The sequence below is a fragment of the Pontibacter sp. H249 genome (assembly GCF_037892465.1).
Taxonomy (GTDB): Bacteria; Bacteroidota; Bacteroidia; order Cytophagales; family Hymenobacteraceae; genus Pontibacter.
The window spans coordinates 71,073-93,547 of record NZ_JBBKTR010000011.1 but is presented as its reverse complement, the minus strand read 5'-3'; the positions used below and the strand labels follow the sequence as shown (position 1 = coordinate 93,547).

Sequence of the window (22,475 nt, the reverse complement as noted above, 5' to 3'; positions counted from 1 at the left end):
CTGTAACACAAGACTTATAACAAAATAAACTATGCTTAAACCTGATAAGCTATCGCTTAATATACCTGATACCACCAAGGCCCGGGTGGTAATAATTGGTGGAGGATTTGGAGGAATTAACCTCGCCCGAAAACTTTCTGAAAAACACTTCCAGGTGGTCATGCTGGACAGGCAGAATTACCATGGCTTCTGGCCGCTTCTGTACCAGGTAGCCACTGCCGGCCTGGAGCCCGACTCTATTGCAGAGCCGCTACGCAAAATGTTTGGCAGCGACGATTACAATGACTTCCATTTCAGGCTGGTAAAGGTAACAGGTATAAATTCGGAGGCTAAAACCATAGAGACCATTGTTGGTGATTTAGCTTATGACTATTTGGTAATTGCCACTGGTACCAAGATCAACTACTTTGGCAACGAACAAATTAAAAAGTATGGCTTTCCGCTGAAACAGATACCACAGGCACTAAACCTGCGTAGCCAGCTGCTACAGTGCTTTGAACAGGCAAGTATGACCGTTGATCCTGAAACGCAACAAAGCCTGCTAAACTTTGTGATTGTAGGAGGTGGACCTACTGGTGTGGAAACTGCCGGAGCACTTGCCGAAATGCGTAAACACATCCTGCCAACTGATTATCCTGGCGTAGACTTCAATAAGATGAATATCTTCCTGGTTGAGGGCATGGACAGAGTGCTGCCGCCTATGTCGGCTGAGGCCAGCGAGAAAACATTTAAGTACCTGCAGGAAATGGACATCATAGTGAGGCTAAACACATTGGTAGAAGGCTACGATGGTGAAACCGTTACGCTAAAAGGCGGCGAGCAAATTAAGACCAACACGCTGATATGGGCTGCCGGTGTATCTGGAGCTGTAATACCAGGCTTGCCTGAGGAAAGCGTGGAGCGTGGCAGATACCTTGTAAATGAGTTTAATCAGGTTAAGGGTTATAATGACGTTTTCGCTATTGGTGATGTGGCCATGATGAAAACACCAGAGTACCCAAAGGGGCATCCGGGGGTAGCGCAGCCTGCCATACAACAGGGTAAACTATTGGCTAAAAACCTGAAGCGCATTATAGAGAAACAACCACTAGAGCCATTTAAATATTTTGATAAGGGCTCCCTGGCTATTATTGGGCGTAATCGCGCAGTAGCAGACCTGCCAAACAACATGCACTTAGGCGGCTTCTTTGCCTGGGTTATCTGGCTTTTTGTGCACATTATGTATCTCATTGGTTTCAGAAACAAACTGGTGGTGTTAAGTAACTGGGTTTATAAGTTCTTTACCTATGAGAATAGTACCCGCCTCATCATTCGTCCGTTTGTGCGTAGAGGCGATAGGGTATCGCAAAGCTTTATAAACAAGTATGGTGGGGATTAATATGGTATACTTTAATGTTGTAAAGAACAGTAGGAGAGGTTGATATATATGGATTTTTGCAATAGCCTTTTCTTTAGCTTTCTTAAACTTCTTTCCTTACTGTCATTCTAAAAGGACACAAGTGGAAGAGTGGTTTAGCTGGAACGAAAAAGTATAAATCACATAAACAAAAACCCTCAGATGAAGCATCTGAGGGTTTTCCTGTTTAAGGTGAGATAGAAGTTATTGGCCGTTGCTGCTGCTGCCGTTTCGGCTCGTCGAGCGTTCGCGTTGCATTGGGTTTTGCTGCTCGCGCTGCTGTTGCTTGTAAATATCGAAGCGAGACGGAGCAAGGCGGCGTGGGAAATAGTTGTTCGATAACTCAGTATCGGCAGTTTGCAGGTATGGATCCAGTTCAAAGTTTACCACCGGTTTTTCTGTCACAAACACTTTTGTGATGTCCTCGTTGTTGTAGCGCCAGATCTCGGCAGGAATATTAACGATCTCTTCAGATCCGTCTTCAAACTCCATGCGCACGATCAATGGCATAACCAAACCGCCAATGTTCTTAAAGCTAACCTCGTAGAAGTTGAGGCCAGAATCTAGTGCTTTCTTCTCTGCCGGTGTCAGGTTCTTCAGGAAAGCCTGGAAGCGCTGCTGGTCGGCAGCTGTAGTAGCCAATGGATCGTAGCTGTTGTAGAAGTCTTTAAGCTCCGGTCTTGCATCCAGTCTTGTTTTCGGGATATCCTTCAGGTTACGTTGCTGCGATAGGGTTTGTGGTGCTTTGTTCTGCTGCTCACGCTGCTGTGCATTCACAAATTCTGGGTTCTGAGAATCGATGGTAAACCACTTTATATTCTCGATGGAGATGTCAGTGTGATCGGTAGTATAAAACCAGCCTCTCCAGAACCAGTCTAGGTCAACGCCGGAGGCATCTTCCATGGTACGGAAGAAGTCGGCAGGCATTGGATGTTTAAAGGCCCAGCGCTTAGAGTACTCTTTAAAAGCATAATCGAAAAGCTCACGTCCCATCACGGTTTCACGGAGAACATTAAGTGCAGTAGCCGGCTTGCCATAAGCATTGTTGCCAAACTGCAATACCGATTCAGAGTTCGTCATGATAGGCACCTGCGTGTTTTTGGCGCTCTTCATGTACTCTACAATGTTTGCTGGCTCGCCACGGCGCGATGGGTAGTTTCTTTCCCATTCCTGCTCTGTGATATACTGCATAAAGGTATTCAAGCCTTCGTCCATCCAAGTCCATTGGCGCTCATCGGAGTTAATGATCATCGGGAAAAAGTTATGGCCAACCTCATGTATAATCACAGAAATCAAACCATACTTTATTCTGTCAGAGTAAGTGCCGTCCGGCTCCGGGCGATAACCGTTGAACGATAGCATCGGGTACTCCATGCCGCCCACAGGGCCATGTACCGAGATAGCAACCGGGTAAGGGTAATCTATTGTGTGCTTAGAATATACTTCTAATGTATGTGCAACGGCTTCTGTAGAGTATTGTCCCCAAAGCGGGTTAGCCTCTTTTGGGTAGTACGACATAGCCAGTACATTTTTGCCAGCCACTTTCACCTTCATAGCATCCCAGATAAACTTACGGGAGCTGGCCCAGGCAAAATCACGCACATCTTTTGCGGCATATACCCAAGTTTTCTTGTTGTTTGCCTTTGCTTTTTCTGCCTGAGTAGCCTCCTCCTGCGTTACAATTACAACAGGCTTATTGCTTTTAGCGGCATCGGCCCAGCGTTTTTGCTGTGTAGCAGTAAGTACCTGGCTTGCATTCTGCAACTCACCGGTAGCAGCCACCACGTGGTCGGCTGGTACGGTAATGCTCACTTTGTAGTCACCAAAAGGTAAGGCGAACTCACCGCTGCCCAGGAACTGCTTGTGCTGCCAACCGTTCACGTCGTCATACACAGCCATTCTCGGGAACCACTGCGCCATCTCGTACAGGTAATTTCCATCCTCTGGAAAAAACTCGTAGCCAGAGCGGCCGCCTAGCGCTTTCTGGTCGTTAATGTTGTTACGCCAATCAATACTTAACGTAAAGCTCTGCTTTGGCTTAAGCGGCTGCGGCAGGTCTATACGCATCATGGTGTTATTAATGGTATACTTCAGGCCTTTGCCGTTACGGTCCTTTACCTGCTCAATTTTAAAGCCACCGTCAAACTTTTCGCGTGTGAGGTACTCCACTGCCTGCGTAGACATGCGGTCATTCAACTGACCGGTTTGGGTCAGGTTGGTCATAGAGTTTGGCTCGAAGATATTCTGGTCCAGTTGCACCCACAGGTAGGTAAGCACATCAGGCGAGTTGTTGGTATAGGTAATGGTCTCAGAGCCATTAATAGACTGATTTTTATCGTCTAGTTCTACTTTTATAGTATAATCTGCGCGTTGCTGCCAGTACTCGTGGCCCGGTGCACCAGATGCGGTGCGGTAGGTGTTAGGAGTTGGCAACTCCTGCTGCAGCTGCTTAAACTTAGAATTGTCGGTGTTGCTCTGCGCCTGCGCAAGGGCAGGTCCGGCAAGTAAGCCAAACAACGCTAAGCCTGTCAGTAGGTTTTTCATCAGAGGTTTATGCTTGGGTGTTAAAGTATAGTTATATGTGTGTTCTAAAATATGTTTGCTTCCATGATCAGGATCAGCGAAATACCTGCTGCGGCACTCGAAAGCACCATAATCCAGTCGCGTTTCTTGGCATTGAAGATATTCATTAGTATAAAAGCCACGGCAAGTAGTATGGCTACAATTACCAGCTGCCCTAGCTCAATACCAAGGTTAAAGGCCAGCAACTGCATCCAGGTATCAGAGCCACGGCCAAGCAACGACTTTAGGTAATTTGAGAAACCCATGCCGTGTATTAAGCCAAAAACCACTGCCAGCAGGTTATGAAACGAAAGTATGGTGCGCTGCTTTGTGGCCGCGCCTTTCAGCTTAAAGAAGTTTGTAAAGCAGGTAAAAAGTATAGTTACCGGAATCAGGAACTCAATAAGTGCAGTATCAAATTTAATGATGTTGAACGTAGAGAGCGCCAGTGTGATTGAGTGGCCGATGGTGAAGCTGGTAACAAGTGCCAACACTTTACGCCAGTCGTTTAAAGTATAAATAGCACACAGCGCCAGCAGGAACAGCATGTGGTCGTAGGCCTGCAGGTTAAAGATATGATGAAAGCCTAACTCCAAATACGTGGAAAAAACAGTAGACACAGCTAATGGTTAGATAAATAAGTTAGATACAATATGCCAAGTTAGCTGTTTGAACACTGTAATGCAACAATTACTATGCATGGGCAAGAGTAGAAAGCTGCTAAATATGTAGTTTATTCAAAAAAGTTTATTCTTTGCTTTTGAGATGGTGCTTAGGATATTTTATGAATGTTACAAAACAGCAGCTCTTGCCTTCTGAAAAAATAAAAGATGATACTCCAGTGCATTGCTCCAATATATCCAAGAGTGTGCACCGGGGCGTTCGATATAATCATGCGGTACTTTTTCGGCTACCAGGCGGCGGTGCAGCTCACGGTTATCTTCAATCAGGAAGTCGTCAATGCCACAGTCGATCATAAACTGCAGGTTGCTTTGCTTTAGTTGCGGAACCATATGTACAATGGAATGCTGCTCATAAAGCTGCTGGTTCTCTGCCTTGGGGCCAATTACAGCCTCTATACTTTCCAGCAGGTTTTTACGATCGATGGCAGCAACATTAACAGAGCCGCTCATACTTGCAGCAGCCAGGTACAGCTGCGGGTTACGTGCCGCTAAGTATAAGGCTCCGTGGCCTCCCATGCTTAAGCCGGAAATAAAGCGTCCTTGCTTTTCTTTGATGGTTTTATACTTGCTGTCTACCAGTTGCAGCAACTCCCGGGTAACGAAAGTCTCATACTGGCTGCTTTTATCTACAGGGCTGTTGTAGTACCAGCTGCTTTTACCACCATCTGGCGTAACAATGATAACCTGATACTTGTCGGCCATACTTTGCAGCAGATTTTTCTGAGGCGGCACCTTAAGCCAGTTGCTGAAATTGCCGCCATAGCCATGCAGTAAGTATAAAACAGGGTAAGGACCGTTCTTTTTCTTTTTATAACTCTTCGGAGTTACCACGCCAGCCTTTAATGTTTTCTGCATCGAAGGGCTCTGGATTACAAGTGTATCAACTTTGGCCTGTGCAGAAAGTATGACTAAGGTGAAGAGCAGCAGTAGGAGGTGTTTCTTATGCATAGTTAAGGTTGTAAAAGTATAGACTTCGCAAAATATGTATATCACGGCAATTGCTAAAGTATAATTTGATTTACTAACACTATCCCCTCCCTTTATGAAACCGCTTTGTACAGAAGCAAAGTATAAAGTATATAATTTATCGAGTAAGTATGGTTGAAATACTCCCGAAGTCAAAAGAAAACAAACTGGCTGTGCGCATAAGCGGCGAATTAACCATAGCTGATTTCGACACATACCGCAACCTGCTCCGCGAGCTGATGCAGCAGTACGAAGAGGCACACTTATACTATGAGATGGTGGACGTGAAGTGGGTGCATCCTGTGGCTGCCATCGAGAATGCGCTGTTTGATGTGGTGCACGGGCTAGACTACGGCCGGGTGGCCATGGTAGGAGAGAAGTGGTGGCAGGAATTGGCGGCTAAGCTGATAAGCCCGGTAAAGAAGTATGGGGTGCGTTATTACGACCTGGAAGAGAAGGAGCTGGCAATGCAGTGGGTGTTGGAGGGAGAGCAGAACTGCACATAAAAGAAAAGCGCCGACTGGAACAATACCTGTCAGCGCTTTTGCTCTACTTACTCAATATGAATTCTTAATCAACTTTGTCCTCAATGCTATCTGCTTTTTCTTTGTGCTGCTTTAGCGTAGGCAGCGTTTTAGATGCAAAGCTCTTTACGTTAGTTTCGTTTGCATTTTGGGATTTGGCCTCGAACATAGCGATGTCCATTTTATGAGCTGTTTCCATGGTATCCATATACTTCTCCTCAAGTTCTGCACCTGATTTGTCAGAGACTTTATCAATCATAGACTGGTGCATCGGCATCATAGTAGTTGGCAGTGTAACACCCATCTGAGATGCTACAGACTTTAACTCTTGGGTTGCCTTAGTATGGTGATCTACCATCATCTGGGCAAACTGTTTTACTTCAGGGTTAGTGGCTTTTTGTGCTACCATTTTACCTAGTTCGATCTCCATCATATTGCTGCTTGCTGCAGTCATCAGGAAAGTTGCATCATCTAGGTTGGTTAGGGCAGCCATTTCACCGGCCATATCAGTATTCATATCTGTGGCTGTGCCAGTTGTACCCATGCTACCCATCTCTGTAGTTCCTGTAGTGTTGGTTTCAGTGCCTGTTGTACCAGTAGTTCCTGTTTCGGTAGTACCGGTAGTTTCTGTATCCATTGTTGCATCGTCGGTGCTACCTGCTGCGGTAACAGTTTCAGAAGTTTCATAGGTAGATGCATCGGCATTTGTGCCCGTATCTGCGGTACTACATGCAGTAGCTACTGCTAAACAACCAGCTGTGCAATAAAAAAATATCTTTTTCATAGCTTTTCAAAATTTAAAATACAGCTTATGTATACGGCAGGTATTTGGATGGGTTTATTATTTTAGTACAATTAAAGATGTGTGACATGTGCTATTTATTCTTTTATAGTGATATACTTATTTTTAAAATACAATTTAGTTTAATCGACTGGGTTGTGTTCAAAAGGCTGTTGTGTCAATTTTTAAGTTATAAAAAGTACAATTACTAAACGTAGGTTTAAGTGTGCCCCTGACGCATTATGTGCCAAAAATAAAAGCGACACCCTATTCAGAATGCCGCTTTTTCGCTAAACTTTAAACGTAATCTAACTTATTTCGCAGTCGGAATCTCTACATCAATGTTATTGAACCGGATCTTGCCGCTTTCCAGTACAGCCTCTACTACAGAATCTTTGCTGATGTTGCCAGCCAGAATATCTTTCGATAGCTCGTTTAGCACCTGGCGCTGCAGCACACGCTTTAATGGCCTTGCACCAAACTGTGGATCGTAACCTTGCTCGCCCAGGTAATCCAGTACCTCGTCGGTAGCTATCAAGCGTATACCTGTTTCTTCCAAGCGGTCCTGAATATGGCGGAACTGAATCTGTACGATTTTGCGGATATCCTCACGACTCAATGGACGGAACATCACTAGCTCATCAATACGGTTCAGGAATTCCGGCCTTACCGACTTTTTCAGTAGTTCAAACACTTCATCCTTCGTGCGCTCAATCACTTCGTCGTGGTTAAACTCGTCCATCGTCTCAAAGTTACTTTGGATAATATGCGAACCGATATTAGAGGTCATGATAATGATGGTGTTCTTGAAGTTTACAACACGACCTTTGCTATCAGTTAATCGGCCATCATCGAGTACCTGCAGCAGAATATTGAACACATCCGGATGCGCTTTTTCAATTTCGTCGAGCAGCACCACAGAGTATGGCTTGCGTCGTACGGCCTCCGTTAACTGACCGCCTTCATCGTAACCGATGTAACCTGGAGGCGCCCCGATCATGCGGCTTACGGCATGTCGTTCCTGGTACTCACTCATGTCGATACGCACCATCGCGTTTTCATCATTAAATAGGTAGTCGGCCAGTGCTTTGGCAAGCTCTGTTTTACCCACACCGGTTGTGCCCAAGAAGATAAACGAACCGATAGGGCGTTTCGGATCCTGCATACCGGCGCGGCTTCGGCGCACAGCGTCCGAAATTGCTTCAATCGCTTCTTCTTGGCCAGCCACTCTACGGCCTAGCTCCTGCTCTAAGTGCAGCAACTTTTCGCGGTCGCTTTGCAGCATTTTACTTACAGGTATACCTGTCCATTTAGCTACGATCTCGGCAATGTCTTCAGAAGTTACTTCTTCTTGTAACATGGGATTCTCGCCTTGCATCTGGTGCACCTGCTCCTGTAGTTCTTTCAGGTGTGCTTCGGCTTCCTGAATCTTGCCATATCGCAATTCAGCCACTCGGCCGTAGTCACCGGCACGCTCAGCCTGTTCGGCCTCCAGTTTGTAGTTTTCGATATTCTCTTTCTCTTTCTGGATGCCCTCGATAATCTGCTTCTCGTTCTGCCATTTAGCTTTTAGATCGTCGCGTTTGGTAGATAGCTCAGCAATCTCCTTCGAAAGCACCGTTTCCTTATCCTTATCGTTTTCACGGCGGATAGCCTCACGCTCAATCTCCAGCTGCATGATGCGACGCTGAACCTCATCCAATTCTACAGGCAACGAGTCAATCTCAATGCGAAGTTTGGCAGCCGCTTCGTCCATTAGGTCAATAGCCTTATCCGGTAAAAAGCGGTCGGTGATGTAGCGGTTCGACAACTCCACGGCAGCAATGATCGCATCGTCTTTAATACGCACCCCGTGGTGTACCTCATACTTATCCTTAATACCGCGAAGTATAGAAATAGCATCCTGAACACTCGGTTCATCCACCATAACAGCCTGGAAACGGCGCTCCAGTGCTTTGTCTTTTTCGATATACTTCTGGTATTCTTTTAAAGTAGTTGCACCAATGGCATGCAGTTCGCCACGTGCCAGGGCTGGCTTGAGCAAGTTAGCGGCATCCATGGCACTGTCGCCACCTGCACCGGCACCGATCAATGTATGGATCTCGTCGATGAATAGTACGATCTCACCTTCGGCATCCACCACTTCTTTTATTACGGCTTTTAAACGCTCCTCAAATTCACCTTTATACTTGGCACCTGCCACCAGAAGGCCCATATCCAGGCTCATCAGCGTTTTGTTTTTCAGGTTCTCCGGCACGTCGCCGCTTACAATACGTTGCGCCAAGCCTTCCACGATAGCGGTTTTACCCACACCAGGCTCACCTAGTAGCACCGGGTTGTTTTTAGTACGGCGGCTCAGGATTTGCAGCACACGGCGTATCTCTTCGTCACGGCCAATCACAGGGTCAATCTTGCCGTTGCGGGCCATCTCGTTCAGGTCGCGGGCATAACGCTTCAGCGAGTTATACTTTGCCTCTGCGTTTTGATCTGTTACCTTGGCGCCACCACGTAGTTCCTTGATAGCCTTTTTAAGGTCTTTCTCATTAAAGCCAACATCTTTCATCAGGCCGGCTACTTTATCACGACCAGCTAGTAGGCCTAGCAGCATGTGCTCTATGGCTACATACTCATCACCAAACTCCTTTAAATATGATGTAGCCTTTTGTAAGGCAGCTGCCGCATCGTTAGCCAGGTATGGACTGCCGCCGCTTACTTTTGGATAAGCAGCCACGATCTCATCGAGCTTGCTATGCAGGATGTTTCCGTTGATGTTCAGTTTCTGGAGCAGGAAATTGCTTACGTTTTCGTCTGTCTCTAGTATTGCTTTTAATATATGCCCGGTCTCAATAGCCTGCTGCTGGTTGCCGCCTGCTATCTCGGTAGCCTTTTGAATGGCCTCCTGGGCTTTGATGGTATAGTTATTAAAGTTCATATCCTTTACTCGTTTTCCCCTTAGTTTTAGTTCTACGAGGAGTATAGCAAAGGGTAAACCAATGGTGTTTTAAGATGATTTTACTGTAATTATGACAGGTTGAGAAGTGGAATCTTGATTAAAAACGGACTTTTTGTCTGAATCAGAATTTGCAGGATGAGGAAGGATGAACAGGATTACTTAGGATGGTTTGTAATTATTGTTAAATACTTTTTTGTATTAGAGGCTAAGGGCTCCAAAGTTGATGAGGAGGCCGACAGGGAAATTATAGGCAACGGTGTAATCTTTAGCCTGCGCTAAGTGGATGTCTTCCAAGTTGACCAATGCTGTAGTTCTACTACAATGCTATTCTCAACTATAAAATCTGCCCTCCTGCTCCCGTTCAAAGTTAAGCTCAGCTTGCTGCAGTTCAATAGCCAGACATCGTTAATAAACCACTTCCTGAAAACCGCTACCTGTTGTTTTATGCACTCTCATGGCACAGCCAATAATCTTAAATGTGATATCATCTAATTGCATCATGTACTTCTAAATCCATAAATTCTTTAAAAATTCTCATGCTGAAAATATCCTGTCCATCCTTTTTAATCCTGTATATCCTGATTCAGACCTCTCCCTTAAATACTGCCGCATAATGGTCTGCTAATCTTGTAGGCTCGGGCAATTTATACTTTGTAGCACAAGTCATAGCAATCTCAGTCGCAGAATTTAGATCCATCAGGTGACCAGGAGAAACAAAGACAGGCTTTACATTATCTTTGGTACGGAGAACATTGGCAATGGTATCTCCTTTATACTCTAGTGGAGAGATAGAGCCTTTGGTGGCAGCCGGTTCTGTATACTTGCCTACCAGCACTTTTTTGGCTACACCCATGGTAGGTTTGTTCAGGTGCAGGCCCAGGTGCGTGGCGATACCCAGGCGGCGAGGGTGTGAGATGCCGTGGCCGTCTACCATGATCAGGTCTGGCTTTTGCTGTAGTTTTTCGTAGGCCTTGAGCAGATTAGGCGCTTCGCGGAAGGCCAGAAAACCCGGAATATAAGGCAACTCTACTGCTCCTACATGGTATACTTTCTCTACTAACTCTAGCTCCGGATAAGTGAGCAGCACAAAGGCAGAAAGTATAGTGTCCTCGCCGATAAAAGATGAGTCGCAGCCTGCAATCAATTTTAGGTTGAAGTCGGGTTTTTGAAGTATGATGCGTTCCTGCATCTCGCGTTGCTGCTCGGTAAGCCTGGCAAGTATGGCAGGATCGGGGGTAGGGTAGTCGAAGCGTCGGTAGTAAGGCATCTTTTTGAATTTTGAGTTAAGGATTACGAATTACGAATGAAAGAAGTGATTGGTGTGTGATTATAACTTTATTCACACATCCGCTCATGCATACATTCACAATTAATTAAGCGCTGCAGGGATAGATAATGCGGGCAAAGAGCAGGTGCCACTGTCCTTCTATATAGCCAAAGTGAAACTCGAATGAGGTTTTGGTGTGCAGCACCGATTTTTGGACCAGGGGCAACGTGTCTTTTATACTTTTGATCTGATTGGCAGATAGGTTAGCATAATCCCAGTAGCCGCTCTTTTTAAACTTATCAGCGTTCCATATAAAGCAGCCGTCTTTGCTGTAGCCGGTTTTACCGCCTTCCATGTCTGCGCAATCAAAAGAAGGAAAGGCTTCCTCTACTAACTTGCATTGTTCTATTTCGGGAGCAATGGTAAAAAACGACCTGTTCTTATACTCACGGCCAAACTTCTGTATCTGGAAAACCTGTGTCATTTTAGGCATAGCGCCAGGTTGTTCTATAAGCCACAAGCCATACTTTGGGTGTATAAACTGGTTTAGTCCGGCTGTGTCTGCGTTATGGAGGTCTTCAAAAAAACGGGCAAAAGCGGCATGAAAGTCAGTGGTTGACGAAGTGTCTGGCTTAGTAAATGTAGAGTCGGGAGCAGCGGATTCGGGAGCGCCATCTGTGGTAGAGGTGGCTTGCTCTGTGCTGCAGGCAGTGCATATTAGTAGCACGAGCAAAAGTATAAAGCTGAAGTTTTGCATGGGCTTGAGACGTGTTTATACCTGCAGTACGCACACTGGCAAGTATAGGTGTTGGCTTATTGAACTTCTAAAAGTTATGGGCGTAATCCAAAGAGGGGAATTATGTGTACTAATGGCAATCAAAAACCATAAAAGCTATGGCAGACTTACTTATAAATGAGCAGGTAAATATACCGGTCGGTAATATATCACTTATCGGTGATTTGGTGGTTCCTGAAAACGCAAAAGGACTTGTTATATTCTCTCACGGCAGCGGGAGTAGCCGCTTAAGTACCCGAAACCGCTTTGTGGCCGAGCATCTGCAGCGTTCAGGCTTTGGAACCCTGCTCTTCGATTTGCTAACCCCAGAGGAAGATCAGAACTACGATAATCGCTTCGATATACCGCTTATCACGCAACGCCTGGTAGATGCTACAAACTGGGTGCTGAAAGATGAACGCCTTACAAACTACAATATTGGTTACTTTGGAGCAAGTACAGGCGCTGCCTCTGCCTTAGGTGCCGCTGCTGCCTTAGGCGATATGGTAAAAGCAGTAGTTAGTCGTGGCGGCCGCCCAGACCTAGCCGATGCGGTATTGCCCGATGTGCAAACTCCCACTCTGTTGATTGTTGGGGGGCTGGACGAGCCAGTGCTAAGTATGAACCGTGATGCGCAGGATAGAATGCAGTGCCTGAAAGACCTGGAGATTGTACCCGATGCCACTCACTTGTTTGAGGAACCTGGCGCGTTAGAGATGGCGGCCCAGTTGGCAACAGACTGGTTCAGAAAATACTTGCAAGCCAGCAAACAGCATCCTCTTAAGCAGGATCAACCGTGACGTTTCCGAATGAAAGAATGTGCGAATGAGTGAATATTGGGATGAATGCTTTATTGATCTTTAACTCTCTAGCACTTCACTCTCTGACTTAAATCACTCATCCACAAGTGAAATAAAACTATGAACGTGATACACAACCGTGAGAGTGCAGCACAAATGCTGGCTCAGCGGTTACAGAAGTATAAAGGAGAGGATGGTGTGGTGTTGGCTATACCCCGCGGCGGCGTGCCTGTGGCTGCACCTATTGCCAAAAGCCTAAATATGCCCCTGGAGGTAACACTCACCAAAAAAATCGGCCACCCTGCCAACCCTGAGTTTGCTATTGGCTCGGTAAGCCTTAAAAGTGTTGCTGTTGATAAAAGGGCAGAGGTGCCAGACGAGTACATTGCGCGTGAAGTTCAACGCATCCGGGAAAGCCTGAAACAAAAGTATGAACTGTTTATGGGAAATAAGCAGCACATTCCGCTCAAAGATAAAGTGGTGATTATAGTAGACGATGGCATTGCAACAGGTAAAACACTGGAGGCTACCGTGGAGCTGGTGAAAACAGAGCAGCCGCGCAAAATTGTTATAGCCGTGCCAGTAGCCCCGCCAGAAGCCATTCCGCGTTTCGAGAAGTTAGTAGATGAAGTGGTTTGCTTGCTTACGCCACCTTTTTTTCAGGCTGTAGGACAGTTTTACGAGCAGTTTACCCAAACCTCCGACGAGGAAGTGATCAGGCTGTTAAATGAATCAAACTAACGTATAGTAATTAGCTGCCGATAATAAACCTGCTGTAAAATTGCTGCCTGCCGGCGTATACCTTCACAAGATATAAACGATTAGGCTTTAGGCGTCGCGTATCGATTTTTTCCTCAAATGAGCCACTTGCGTTGCTCTTTATAGTGAAATTTTCTACTGTCTTGCCATCAATAGTATAAATAAACACTTCTGCATTAGAGTGCGGTTGCGAGAACTGCAGCCACAGGATAAATGTGCCTTCGTTAGAGCGGTTAGGGTAAATCTTCAGGTCAGAACTTAAGGGGCGCGTCTGCACATGAATCACTTTAGAAAATTTGCTGCTGCCGTCTTTATCAACTTGCTTAAGGCGGTAGTAAATGTCGCCGGCCGGTGCTGTTGCGTCTAGGTACTCGTATGTATACTGGGTTTGTGAAGTACCTGCACCCTCTTCGATGCCTATTGTGGCAAAATCACCTTCTTTAGCTGAGCGTTGCACCTCAAAGTATGCATTATCCTCTTCCGAAGCCGTTTTCCAGGTAAGTTCTACGCCTTTGCCCTGAACAAATTTACCTTCAAATGTAAGCAGCTCAACAGGTAAAGTTTCCATTGCAGTCATAATCGCATCAAACCACCGCTGTGCCATTTTCTCCTCTCCGCTGGCATTAGGGTGTATCCCATCAAAAGTATCGGCGCCAGTGGTAGCGTTAAAACCGGTATACTGGTCTACAAGTATAACCTTAGATTCTGTAGTATTTAATTCCTGTGCGAGCGCAGGTAGCTGCTCGTTTAAGCGCTCTACGTTTTGCGCAGACCCAGGTCCTACCACCAGTGGGTAAGCTGGTATAAGCTTGGCCAGAAGTATGGTTACTTTCGGATTTTTGTCTCTGATCTGTTTAACCACCTCTCTAAGCTCATTCAGGGTTCCGTCTAAAGGGTGCCCTCTGAACATGTCGTTGGTGCCCAGGTGCATGAGCACGATATCAGGAGTATAGCCAGTTAGCCATTGACTTAGTTTGCCTTTCGAGGGTTGCTCATTATTGCCATATAAAACCTGATCTGTGCTCCAGCCCCAATGCCCTTCATTATCAGCATCAAAAGTCTTACTTTTATAATCGGGCCAGTTAGGGTTGCCGTCATTGTTTACTGCGTGAGATCCGACAAAATCAGCATCAATATTAGCGTCGATCAGTTTTTTCCAGAGTTGATAACGGTAACTGTATTGTGCCGCATTGGCTTGCGTAATGGAGTTGCCTAAAGGCATAATACGTAGCGGAGCAGATACTACTGGTACAGCAAAAAGCAGCGTTAGGCACAAGATTAAAGCGGAAGATAATGCAGTTAAAGTGCGTACCATAAATTTGTATCATTATAATGCTATCAAGCTTATGCTTCACGTACTCATGGAAAAATAGTTGCAGATTATACTGTGCTTTAGAGCCAACACCTGTTAGTACACCTTCAGGCATATTGATTTTCTAGTAAGATTATACTTTGCTGCACTTCTTGATGCAAAGGACAACGGAATTAACCCATAAGTATAAACCTGCCGCACAAATCCCTCCATATCAAAAAGACTCTTATATTTGTTGCCTGATGCAGACGGGTAAAATAGATTAACCGTAAGCCAATTTTATACTTTACGTTAACCTTAATAACAGCATTTTTAACCTGTGGCTTTTGCTGGTAAGCGGAGGCTCAGTAATAACTAACATTTAAAATGGCAAAAAACTCAAAGATTATCTATACGATTACTGATGAGGCTCCTGCGCTGGCAACACGTTCGTTTCTGCCGATTGTACAGGCTTTCACAAAGGCTGCCGACATTGAAGTAGAAACAAGAGACATCTCGCTGGCTGGCCGTATTATCTCGGCTTTTCCGGAGAATCTTTCTGAAGAGCAGAAGCAGACCGACGACCTTGCTTATTTAGGCGAACTAGCTAAAACTCCTGAAGCCAACATCATTAAGTTGCCAAACATCAGTGCGTCCATTCCACAGCTGACAGCGGCTATTAAAGAGCTACAGTCGCAGGGGTATAACATTCCAAACTATCCTGCCGAACCTAAAACGGAAGAGGAAAAAGATATTAAAGCCCGTTACGCGAAGATTTTGGGTAGTGCTGTAAACCCGGTGCTGCGCGAAGGTAACTCTGACCGCCGTGTGGCTGATGCCGTGAAGCAGTATGCAAAGAGCCATCCGCACTCGATGGGCAAGTGGTCATCAGACTCTAATACACGTGTGGCACACATGGAGAGCGGTGACTTTTACGGCAGCGAGCAGTCTGTAGTGGCTGACAAAGCAACAGACGTACGCATCGAGTTTGTTGGTGCCAACGGTGAAACCAAGGTGCTAAAAGAGAAAGTGGCGCTAAAGGAGGGCGAAGTGATGGACTCTTCGGTAATGCATGTTGCTGAGCTGAATGCCTTTTTTGAAAAAGCGATTGCTGAAGCCAAAGAAGAGAATATCCTGCTGTCGCTGCACCTGAAGGCTACTATGATGAAGGTGTCTGACCCTATCATGTTTGGTCATGCTGTGAAAGTGTTCTTCAAAGATACGTTCCAGAAGCACGGTGCTACTTTTAAAGAAATCGGAGTGGATGCTAACAACGGGTTAGGCGATGTGTATGCAAAAATCCAGAGCCTGCCGGAAGAGAAGCGTGCTGAGATAGAAGCTGATCTGAAAGCAGAAATGGAGAAGCGTCCTGAGCTGGCGATGGTAAACTCTGACAAAGGCATTACCAACCTGCACGTGCCAAGCGATGTGATCATCGATGCGTCTATGCCGGCGGCTATCCGTACGTCTGGCCAGATGTGGGGACCAGATGGTAAGCCAAAAGATACGGTTGCTATCATTCCGGACCGCTCTTATGCGGGTATTTATCAGGAGGTGATCCAATTCAACAAAGAGAACGGCGCTTTCGACCCGACGACCATGGGCACGGTGCCAAACATCGGTCTGATGGCGCAGAAAGCCGAAGAGTACGGCTCGCACGACAAGACTTTCGAAATGGCTGAGGCCGGTACGGTACGCATTGTAGATGCCAATGGCAATACGCTGATGGAGCAAAAGGTAGAGCAGGGCGATATCTTCAGAGCCTGCCAGACCAAAGACGTAGCTATCCAGGACTGGGTGAAGCTGGCCGTTACAAGAGCTAGAATCACGAACACACCTGCTATTTTCTGGTTAGATCCACAGCGTGCGCACGATGCGAACCTTATCAAGAAAGTAGAAAAGTACCTGCAGGACCACGATACCAACGGACTTGAGATCAAGATCATGTCGCCGGTAGAGGCGATGCGTTATACTTGTGAGCGCGCCAAAGCGGGTAAAGATACCATCTCGGTAACTGGTAACGTACTACGTGACTATTTAACTGACCTGTTCCCGATTATCGAATTAGGCACAAGTGCTAAAATGCTTTCTATCGTTCCGTTGCTGGATGGCGGTGGCCTGTTCGAGACAGGTGCCGGTGGATCTGCACCGAAACACGTAGAGCAGTTCGTAGAAGAGAACTACCTGCGCTGGGATTCGCTTGGTGAGTTCCTGGCGCTAGCTGTCTCTTTAGAAGACCTTGCTTACAAAACCAAGAATGAGAAAGCGGAAGTATTGGCGGAAGCCCTGAACAAAGCCAACGCCGAGTTCCTGGAGAAAGATAAGTCGCCAGCCCGTAAGGTTGGCGGTATCGACAACCGTGGCAGCCATTTCTACCTGGCCATGTACTGGGCACAGGCACTTGCCGAGCAGACAAAAAACCAAGAGCTGAAAGACCGCTTCACGAAGCTGGCACAGGAACTGACAGACAACGAGCAGAAGATCGTGGACGAGCAGATCGCAGCCCAAGGCAAACCAGTTGACATCGGCGGTTACTACCACCCGGACAACGCAAAAGTTGATGAAGCGATGAGACCGAGCGAAACGCTAAACGCTGCGCTGAATAACTTCTAAGCTGAAGTATAAAGTATAAATAAAAGAGGCTGCCTGAGAGATCGGGCAGCCTTTTTTGATGTATCAAGTTTACTACTGGTTTATAATCGTTAGGGGAAGTAACGCGTTGGTTTAGTTAATATGTTTTATTTTGTGAATGAATCAGTGATTGCCAATTTTAGAATAACTAAAACAATGTATAAACTATGCTCCCTTTAATTAAGAAATTCCGGTCTTACTGGTTAGGCGATGTCAGTTTCGTTGTTTTATTAATTATGCTGGTTGCGGTAGTATTTGTGCTTCCCATTTTTATGGAAAACAGCCCGCATGGTGTATTGTTATTCAACGTGCTGTTGCTAAGCGTGTTCCTGTCAGGAATTTTTGCAACCAATAATTATGGGGTGATGATGCTCTCCGCTATTCTATTTGGAATTCACCTGACATTGCGTATTATTCGCTTCGGTGATAATCCCTATTCTTACTATGTCCTTGAAAATATAATAGCAATTACCAATACTGCAGTATTCCTTTACATTAACTTCCGACTACTGTTTCGTGACCAAAGTGTAAACGTGTATCGCATTATAGGAGCTGTTAATGTTTACTTGCTGCTGGCACTTATGGGAGCACTAACGCTGGAGGTAATTCATGCTGTTACGGGTGTTTCCATAGGAGGCAATGTAGTGCTAACAGGCACAGATCAGGATTATATCCACTTCATTTATTTTAGTCTTACATCGTTGACTACTGTAGGCTTTGGAGACCTCTATCCTGTGAGCACTGCTGCTAAGATGGTGGCTACTAGCTTGGCAGCAGTAGGGATCTTGTTTCCAGCTATTGTTATTGCCCGCCTGGTTGGTTTAGCATCTCAGCGGCACTCATAACCTAATTCTGGTATTGAATTATACTTCCGGTAAACTTGTAGCATGAGCAGCCTTTGAAGTAACCTTTCCTGCTAAACCCTGTTACAGACTATGACTAACTAAGCAGCTATGGAAAACAATACTACTTCAACATTACAAAAGCCAACTATTGTGCTGGCAGGGGCCACAGGAGATTTAGGAGGTCGAATTGCAAAGGCTCTGCTTGAGAAGGGAGCTATAGTGCGGGCACTGGTTCGGGATGACAGTGACCAAGCTAAAGTTTATACTTTGCAAAGGTCGGGAGCCACAATCTGTGAAGTAGATTTCCATAACGCTGCTGAATTAGCTAACGCATGCGAAGGCGCAACCTGTGTGGTGTCGGCTTTATCTGGGCTGCATTATGTGATAGTTGGTATCCAAACTTTGTTGCTAAATGCGGCAGTAGCAGCCGGCGTGCCCCGTTTTATACCTTCCGATTTTGCCATTGATTTTACGAAGTTACCTTACGGCAATAACCGTAACCTTGATCTCAGGAAAGAATTTAAAGAACGTCTAGACAAAACACCTATCGCGGCTACTTCTATACTTAATGGTATGTTTGCTGATCTGCTCACTGGGCAAGCACCTATCGTTCTGTTCCCGATTAAGAAGGTGATGTACTATGGCAATCCAAACCAACTCATGGACTTCACAACAATCCAGAACACCGCTGACTATACTGCTGCAGCCGCCCTTGATCCGAACACACCTCGTTACCTGCGTATTGCCGGCGATGTACTTAGTACTCGTGGTTTACAGAAAGCTGCCAGTAAGGCTACAGGAGAAGAATTTGGGTTGTTTCGGGTTGGAGGACTAGGTTTACTAAATACCATCATCAAGATCACCAAAGCGCTTACACCTACTAGTAAAGAAGTATTTCCGGCCTGGCAGGGCATGCAGTACATGCGCGATATGTTTACCGGCTTGCCAAAACTGGAGCCCTTGGATAACGACCGCTATCCTGAGATTAAATGGACTACCGTAGCCGAGGTGCTGGCGAAGCGATAAAGCTCAGCTTTGATTTATTGCTACGCTGATCTATGTCGCTTTACTTTTTGGTTTTTAAAGTAAGTATAAACTATAGCTGCTAATCCAAATACCAAAGCTGTATAACCATAGCCAGCTAAAAAGCCATAGACTTCGCTTTCTGACCCAAGCAAGAGCATAGCAGTAATAGAAATTATACCTGATAAGAAAAGTAGTATCGCTTTTGTTTTATTTATCCTGTTTTCCATTTTAAAAATCTTGTGATTATACTTTCTAAAAGCATTCTATTTGTGTAGAACCCATACTAATATAGCAATTACAGCAGCGTAGGGTTATACTATTAGACCAACTCCAGATTTGACCAGACAAAGGAGCTCATTTTCTATAACTGTTTGATGCATATGTTGGTAGCCTTTGCTTTTTGTGCAGCCGATAAAGTATAAACACCAATCTGTCAAACGCTGTAGCTGGCATTATTGATTATTTGCTCAGATAACCGCTTTATAGCACTCTAATACCTATACCCAAAGGCCATTTCGCCGTAACACAGAGTCTACGGTTTCTGCTACTTATGATTAGCAGAGAATAATAACTTTAATTCTAGAAATGTCTAAAAATAACACAAATCAGAGAACATACTTCTTGCCTGAACAACTGGAGGAATGCCCGGATGAACGCATAAAGGAGATTCATACAAGTATACTTGATAAAATAAGCGACACCGATTACCCTTGTGTAGGCGCTAAAGCCGCTTTAAACTCCGGGCAGTACCGTTTAGGCGTATATGATAGCATTGGAGCCGACGAAACCACACGCCAGTTAGGCGAAGACCTCAAAAATTATACTTCAGAAACCTTGTCTACTGAAAGCGAATACATGACCTTGATTGCTGTGTTCTCCGATGAGGCAGTAGCTGAAGTGGATTTTGAGCAAAAGCTGTGGCTGCAGCTCCAGAAACTACATGATAGTGAAAAACACCATCAGCTTTGGGACCCTGCTGTAAGCAACAATCCCGAAGAAAGCGATTTTAGTTTCAGCTACAACGGAACGGCTTTTTTTGTGGTAGGCCTGCATCCTAATGCCAGTCGCAAGGCCAGGAGGTTTGCGCACACGGCCCTGGCATTTAACCTGCACCGCCAGTTTGAGCAGCTACGCGAAAAGGATGTGTACGAAAATATGCAAAAGGTAATCCGGGACCGCGAAGTTGCCTACGATGGGTCTGTCAACCCGATGCTTAGCAATTTTGGAGAAGGGCTGGAGGCACCTCAGTACAGCGGCCGCCAGGTAGATGAAAGCTGGAAGTGCCCCTTCCATGCCAGTTTTAATCATCAGACAAAAAAAGAAAATGATTAACACCATAGCAAAACAAACCGGTGCCGCCTTTAAGCTCAGGAAGGGAGACAGGTTAAAAGTAATAGACCCACAAGGAGAGCAGGTAAGCGATATGGTCTTGTTTAATGCAGACGACACGCGTGAGAAGCTGTCTTCTGGCAAAACATTAGATTTTGAGGAGACCATTCTGATAACAAAAGGGCACCACCTCTGGAGCAACCGCAGCCGAAAGATGATGGAGATACTGGAGGATACCAATGGCCGCAACGACTTTTTATTGGCACCGTGCAGCCCCGAAACTTTCCAGATCATGTACAACAACCCTGACTACCACCCTAGTTGTTTTGAAAACCTGTATACCAATTTAAGCAAGTTCGATATTGCCCCAGATGATGTTCCTACAGCCTTCAATATCTTTATGAACGTGCAGTTTGCACCGGATGGGACACTCTCCGTGGACCCGCCGCAAAGCAAGGCCGGCGATTATGTATTGTTGGAGGCAAAAATGGATTTGATTGTGGCGCTAACGGCATGTTCTGCGGAGCAATCCAATAATTATACTTTTAAACCTATCCAATACGAGATTATTTCTGAAAGATAATCTGCGGTAATTGATCTTGTGACGCAGAACTGCATATCGTAGGAATGCATCAGGTGCTAAACTTATATAAGAAAGTATCCAGCACCAGTTATAATGATTATATAAATGAGAACATTTGCTAGTCCAACAATGCCGGAAGTATAGGCAAAAAAAGCCCCTCCTAAAACAGGAGGGGCTTATAAATAAGTACGTAATTCTATCTTTAATCAGCATTAGCTCCAATATTTCCCTGTGCTACTAAAACATCCAGTTGTTCCGGACTCAGGTGCACATTCACATGGCCATCGTAACTCAGCACATCCTCATAACCAAAAGGCGTTTCATCGTCGAGTGCTGCCACGTTAGACTTGCTCATGCCAGTGTTGCCATCAACAGGATTAAATGTTAACACAATACCTCCGCCTTCTTCAACAGAATTCATGTGAATATGTGCTGGATGTACGCCTCCCTCAGGTGTGTTTGCTAGAGAAATGGTAGCTAAAGCTTCGCCGTTTTTTCTCTCTTCAAACAAGATGCTGCCACTTATGCCTGGTGCAGCTGCCTCTGCGAGCTCATACTCTTTCGATTCTCCTGTCAGTTCATTCTGGCCAATGTCGGACTGTGCTACAATTACATCCAGCTGATCCTCACTTAAATGCACATTTAAGTAGCCATCATACTCCATCAAATCCTCAAACGAAACAGGGTTGCCAGCATCGTCTCTTTGGATAATGGTGGTACTCGTACCTGTTGTACCATCAACTGAGTTAAGAGAGATAACAATAGGACCAGTTTCTGCAGCTGAGTTAGCATGAATGTGTGCAGGATGTACGCCTCCTGTAGGAGTTCCAGTTAAAAGAATAGTAATAGAAGTGGTTCTGTCGTCTATTCTCACAAATGTAGCAGTACCTTCAATGGTTTCAACTGCTACTGATTCCAGTTCGTAGACCTTTGTGTCAGGTAAAGGTAATGGAGAGTCATCATCGTCCTTACAGCTGGTAAGGACAACAGTACTGATTATCAACATTAATGTAAAAATGTTGATTTTGGATAAGTTGTTCATCATAGGCTTTACTATTAGGGATTAAAGAATACTCAAAAGCCGAAGCTTATAGTCTTTAACTTACTGATTACCGGATTGTTTTATGTTTTTTGTGAGCTATGGCCAAAATAGTGTGAGCAGAGCCTATAAGGGTTTAAGATAAATTGTACCACTATTTCTAATTATAATATAAAAGTATAAGGCTATGGCTATGTAAGCGTTAGGATAAAAGACTATATATAACCTTAGGAAAACGTGTTTAAATCTGCAATTAGCAGCGTTT

General features: G+C 45.3%; 19 protein-coding genes and 1 pseudogene. 9 read left to right on the top strand and 11 right to left on the bottom strand.

Annotated elements, in window-relative coordinates:
• The first annotated feature begins 31 nt into the window (after positions 1 to 31).
• The gene (locus WG943_RS14175; protein WP_340409994.1) at positions 32 to 1,378 is read left to right on the top strand and encodes an NAD(P)/FAD-dependent oxidoreductase; all 1,347 of its coding nucleotides are present in this window, start codon (positions 32 to 34) and stop codon (positions 1,376 to 1,378) included.
• A 222-nt stretch (positions 1,379 to 1,600) separates the two neighbouring features.
• On the opposite strand, the gene WG943_RS14170 is transcribed toward WG943_RS14175, so the two are convergent.
• The 3 genes from WG943_RS14170 to WG943_RS14160 all read right to left on the bottom strand — a co-directional run bounded on the left by WG943_RS14170 (position 1,601) and on the right by WG943_RS14160 (position 5,589).
• Positions 1,601 to 3,940, bottom strand: a complete 2,340-nt coding sequence (locus tag WG943_RS14170; protein WP_340409992.1) for a M1 family metallopeptidase — start codon at positions 3,938 to 3,940, stop codon at positions 1,601 to 1,603.
• 44 nt (positions 3,941 to 3,984) lie between these two features.
• The gene (locus WG943_RS14165) at positions 3,985 to 4,578 is read right to left on the bottom strand and encodes a HupE/UreJ family protein (RefSeq protein ID WP_340409990.1); all 594 of its coding nucleotides are present in this window, start codon (positions 4,576 to 4,578) and stop codon (positions 3,985 to 3,987) included.
• Positions 4,579 to 4,749: 171 nt separating this feature from the next.
• Complete coding sequence (locus WG943_RS14160) at positions 4,750 to 5,589, bottom strand: alpha/beta hydrolase (protein ID WP_340409988.1); 840 nt, start codon at positions 5,587 to 5,589, stop codon at positions 4,750 to 4,752.
• A 149-nt stretch (positions 5,590 to 5,738) separates the two neighbouring features.
• On the opposite strand from WG943_RS14160, the gene WG943_RS14155 reads away from it, so the two are divergent.
• The gene (locus WG943_RS14155) at positions 5,739 to 6,113 is read left to right on the top strand and encodes a SpoIIAA family protein (protein ID WP_340409986.1); all 375 of its coding nucleotides are present in this window, start codon (positions 5,739 to 5,741) and stop codon (positions 6,111 to 6,113) included.
• A 64-nt stretch (positions 6,114 to 6,177) separates the two neighbouring features.
• Here WG943_RS14155 and WG943_RS14150 read toward each other — a convergent pair whose 3' ends face one another.
• From WG943_RS14150 to WG943_RS14130, 5 genes and pseudogenes are all read right to left on the bottom strand, one after another.
• Entirely contained in the window at positions 6,178 to 6,915 is a 738-nt protein-coding gene (locus WG943_RS14150; protein WP_340409984.1) for a DUF4142 domain-containing protein, read from the bottom strand.
• Positions 6,916 to 7,225: 310 nt separating this feature from the next.
• Positions 7,226 to 9,844, bottom strand: coding sequence for an ATP-dependent chaperone ClpB (clpB, locus tag WG943_RS14145; RefSeq protein ID WP_340409983.1), 2,619 nt, complete (start codon positions 9,842 to 9,844; stop codon positions 7,226 to 7,228).
• Between the two features lie 219 nt (positions 9,845 to 10,063).
• Positions 10,064 to 10,321: pseudogene (locus WG943_RS14140) on the bottom strand (GxxExxY protein).
• 127 nt (positions 10,322 to 10,448) lie between these two features.
• Positions 10,449 to 11,132 (bottom strand): deoxyribonuclease V, encoded by a 684-nt coding sequence (nfi, locus tag WG943_RS14135; RefSeq protein WP_340409981.1) that lies wholly within the window; start codon positions 11,130 to 11,132, stop codon positions 10,449 to 10,451.
• Between the two features lie 106 nt (positions 11,133 to 11,238).
• Entirely contained in the window at positions 11,239 to 11,889 is a 651-nt protein-coding gene (locus tag WG943_RS14130) for a hypothetical protein (RefSeq protein WP_340409979.1), read from the bottom strand.
• Between the two features lie 137 nt (positions 11,890 to 12,026).
• Here WG943_RS14130 and WG943_RS14125 point away from each other — a divergent pair, with 137 nt between their 5' ends.
• Both WG943_RS14125 and WG943_RS14120 read left to right on the top strand, forming a co-directional pair.
• Positions 12,027 to 12,707, top strand: a complete 681-nt coding sequence (locus WG943_RS14125; protein WP_340409977.1) for a dienelactone hydrolase family protein — start codon at positions 12,027 to 12,029, stop codon at positions 12,705 to 12,707.
• A 120-nt stretch (positions 12,708 to 12,827) separates the two neighbouring features.
• On the top strand, positions 12,828 to 13,448 hold the full coding sequence (locus tag WG943_RS14120) for a phosphoribosyltransferase (protein WP_340409975.1): 621 nt from the start codon (positions 12,828 to 12,830) through the stop codon (positions 13,446 to 13,448).
• Positions 13,449 to 13,458: 10 nt separating this feature from the next.
• On the opposite strand, the gene WG943_RS14115 is transcribed toward WG943_RS14120, so the two are convergent.
• On the bottom strand, positions 13,459 to 14,781 hold the full coding sequence (locus tag WG943_RS14115; RefSeq protein ID WP_340409972.1) for a GDSL-type esterase/lipase family protein: 1,323 nt from the start codon (positions 14,779 to 14,781) through the stop codon (positions 13,459 to 13,461).
• 363 nt (positions 14,782 to 15,144) lie between these two features.
• Between WG943_RS14115 and WG943_RS14110 the strand changes: the two genes are divergently transcribed.
• From WG943_RS14110 to WG943_RS14100, 3 genes are all read left to right on the top strand, one after another.
• Positions 15,145 to 17,370, top strand: a complete 2,226-nt coding sequence (locus WG943_RS14110) for an NADP-dependent isocitrate dehydrogenase (RefSeq protein WP_340409970.1) — start codon at positions 15,145 to 15,147, stop codon at positions 17,368 to 17,370.
• A 185-nt stretch (positions 17,371 to 17,555) separates the two neighbouring features.
• Positions 17,556 to 18,233, top strand: a complete 678-nt coding sequence (locus tag WG943_RS14105; RefSeq protein ID WP_340409968.1) for a potassium channel family protein — start codon at positions 17,556 to 17,558, stop codon at positions 18,231 to 18,233.
• 108 nt (positions 18,234 to 18,341) lie between these two features.
• On the top strand, positions 18,342 to 19,259 hold the full coding sequence (locus tag WG943_RS14100; RefSeq protein ID WP_340409966.1) for an NmrA family NAD(P)-binding protein: 918 nt from the start codon (positions 18,342 to 18,344) through the stop codon (positions 19,257 to 19,259).
• Positions 19,260 to 19,279: 20 nt separating this feature from the next.
• Here the strand turns inward: WG943_RS14100 and WG943_RS14095 are convergent, their stop codons facing one another.
• The gene (locus WG943_RS14095; RefSeq protein WP_340409964.1) at positions 19,280 to 19,486 is read right to left on the bottom strand and encodes a hypothetical protein; all 207 of its coding nucleotides are present in this window, start codon (positions 19,484 to 19,486) and stop codon (positions 19,280 to 19,282) included.
• A 358-nt stretch (positions 19,487 to 19,844) separates the two neighbouring features.
• Between WG943_RS14095 and gntA the strand changes: the two genes are divergently transcribed.
• Positions 19,845 to 20,591, top strand: coding sequence for a guanitoxin biosynthesis heme-dependent pre-guanitoxin N-hydroxylase GntA (gntA, locus tag WG943_RS14090; protein ID WP_340409962.1), 747 nt, complete (start codon positions 19,845 to 19,847; stop codon positions 20,589 to 20,591).
• A complete protein-coding gene (locus tag WG943_RS14085; RefSeq protein ID WP_340409960.1) occupies positions 20,584 to 21,171 on the top strand; it encodes an urea carboxylase-associated family protein in 588 nt (195 codons plus the stop codon). Before gntA ends, WG943_RS14085 begins: the two co-directional genes overlap by 8 nt.
• Before the next feature lie 202 nt (positions 21,172 to 21,373).
• Here WG943_RS14085 and WG943_RS14080 read toward each other — a convergent pair whose 3' ends face one another.
• A complete protein-coding gene (locus WG943_RS14080) occupies positions 21,374 to 22,216 on the bottom strand; it encodes a CHRD domain-containing protein (RefSeq protein WP_340409958.1) in 843 nt (280 codons plus the stop codon).
• Positions 22,217 to 22,475 lie beyond the last annotated feature (259 nt).

Bases quoted from the DNA above. Each gene is read 5' to 3' on its own strand.
- WG943_RS14175 (WP_340409994.1), top strand. From the start codon at position 32: ATGCTTAAACCTGATAAGCTATCGCTTAATATACCTGATACCACCAAG.
- WG943_RS14170 (WP_340409992.1), bottom strand. From the start codon at position 3,940: ATGAAAAACCTACTGACAGGCTTAGCGTTGTTTGGCTTACTTGCCGGA.
- WG943_RS14160 (WP_340409988.1), bottom strand. From the start codon at position 5,589: ATGCATAAGAAACACCTCCTACTGCTGCTCTTCACCTTAGTCATACTT.
- WG943_RS14155 (WP_340409986.1), top strand. From the start codon at position 5,739: ATGGTTGAAATACTCCCGAAGTCAAAAGAAAACAAACTGGCTGTGCGC.
- WG943_RS14150 (WP_340409984.1), bottom strand. From the start codon at position 6,915: ATGAAAAAGATATTTTTTTATTGCACAGCTGGTTGTTTAGCAGTAGCT.
- clpB (WP_340409983.1), bottom strand. From the start codon at position 9,844: ATGAACTTTAATAACTATACCATCAAAGCCCAGGAGGCCATTCAAAAG.
- nfi (WP_340409981.1), bottom strand. From the start codon at position 11,132: ATGCCTTACTACCGACGCTTCGACTACCCTACCCCCGATCCTGCCATA.
- WG943_RS14130 (WP_340409979.1), bottom strand. From the start codon at position 11,889: ATGCAAAACTTCAGCTTTATACTTTTGCTCGTGCTACTAATATGCACT.
- WG943_RS14125 (WP_340409977.1), top strand. From the start codon at position 12,027: ATGGCAGACTTACTTATAAATGAGCAGGTAAATATACCGGTCGGTAAT.
- WG943_RS14120 (WP_340409975.1), top strand. From the start codon at position 12,828: ATGAACGTGATACACAACCGTGAGAGTGCAGCACAAATGCTGGCTCAG.
- WG943_RS14115 (WP_340409972.1), bottom strand. From the start codon at position 14,781: ATGGTACGCACTTTAACTGCATTATCTTCCGCTTTAATCTTGTGCCTA.
- WG943_RS14110 (WP_340409970.1), top strand. From the start codon at position 15,145: ATGGCAAAAAACTCAAAGATTATCTATACGATTACTGATGAGGCTCCT.
- WG943_RS14105 (WP_340409968.1), top strand. From the start codon at position 17,556: ATGCTCCCTTTAATTAAGAAATTCCGGTCTTACTGGTTAGGCGATGTC.
- WG943_RS14100 (WP_340409966.1), top strand. From the start codon at position 18,342: ATGGAAAACAATACTACTTCAACATTACAAAAGCCAACTATTGTGCTG.
- WG943_RS14095 (WP_340409964.1), bottom strand. From the start codon at position 19,486: ATGGAAAACAGGATAAATAAAACAAAAGCGATACTACTTTTCTTATCA.
- gntA (WP_340409962.1), top strand. From the start codon at position 19,845: ATGTCTAAAAATAACACAAATCAGAGAACATACTTCTTGCCTGAACAA.
- WG943_RS14085 (WP_340409960.1), top strand. From the start codon at position 20,584: ATGATTAACACCATAGCAAAACAAACCGGTGCCGCCTTTAAGCTCAGG.
- WG943_RS14080 (WP_340409958.1), bottom strand. From the start codon at position 22,216: ATGATGAACAACTTATCCAAAATCAACATTTTTACATTAATGTTGATA.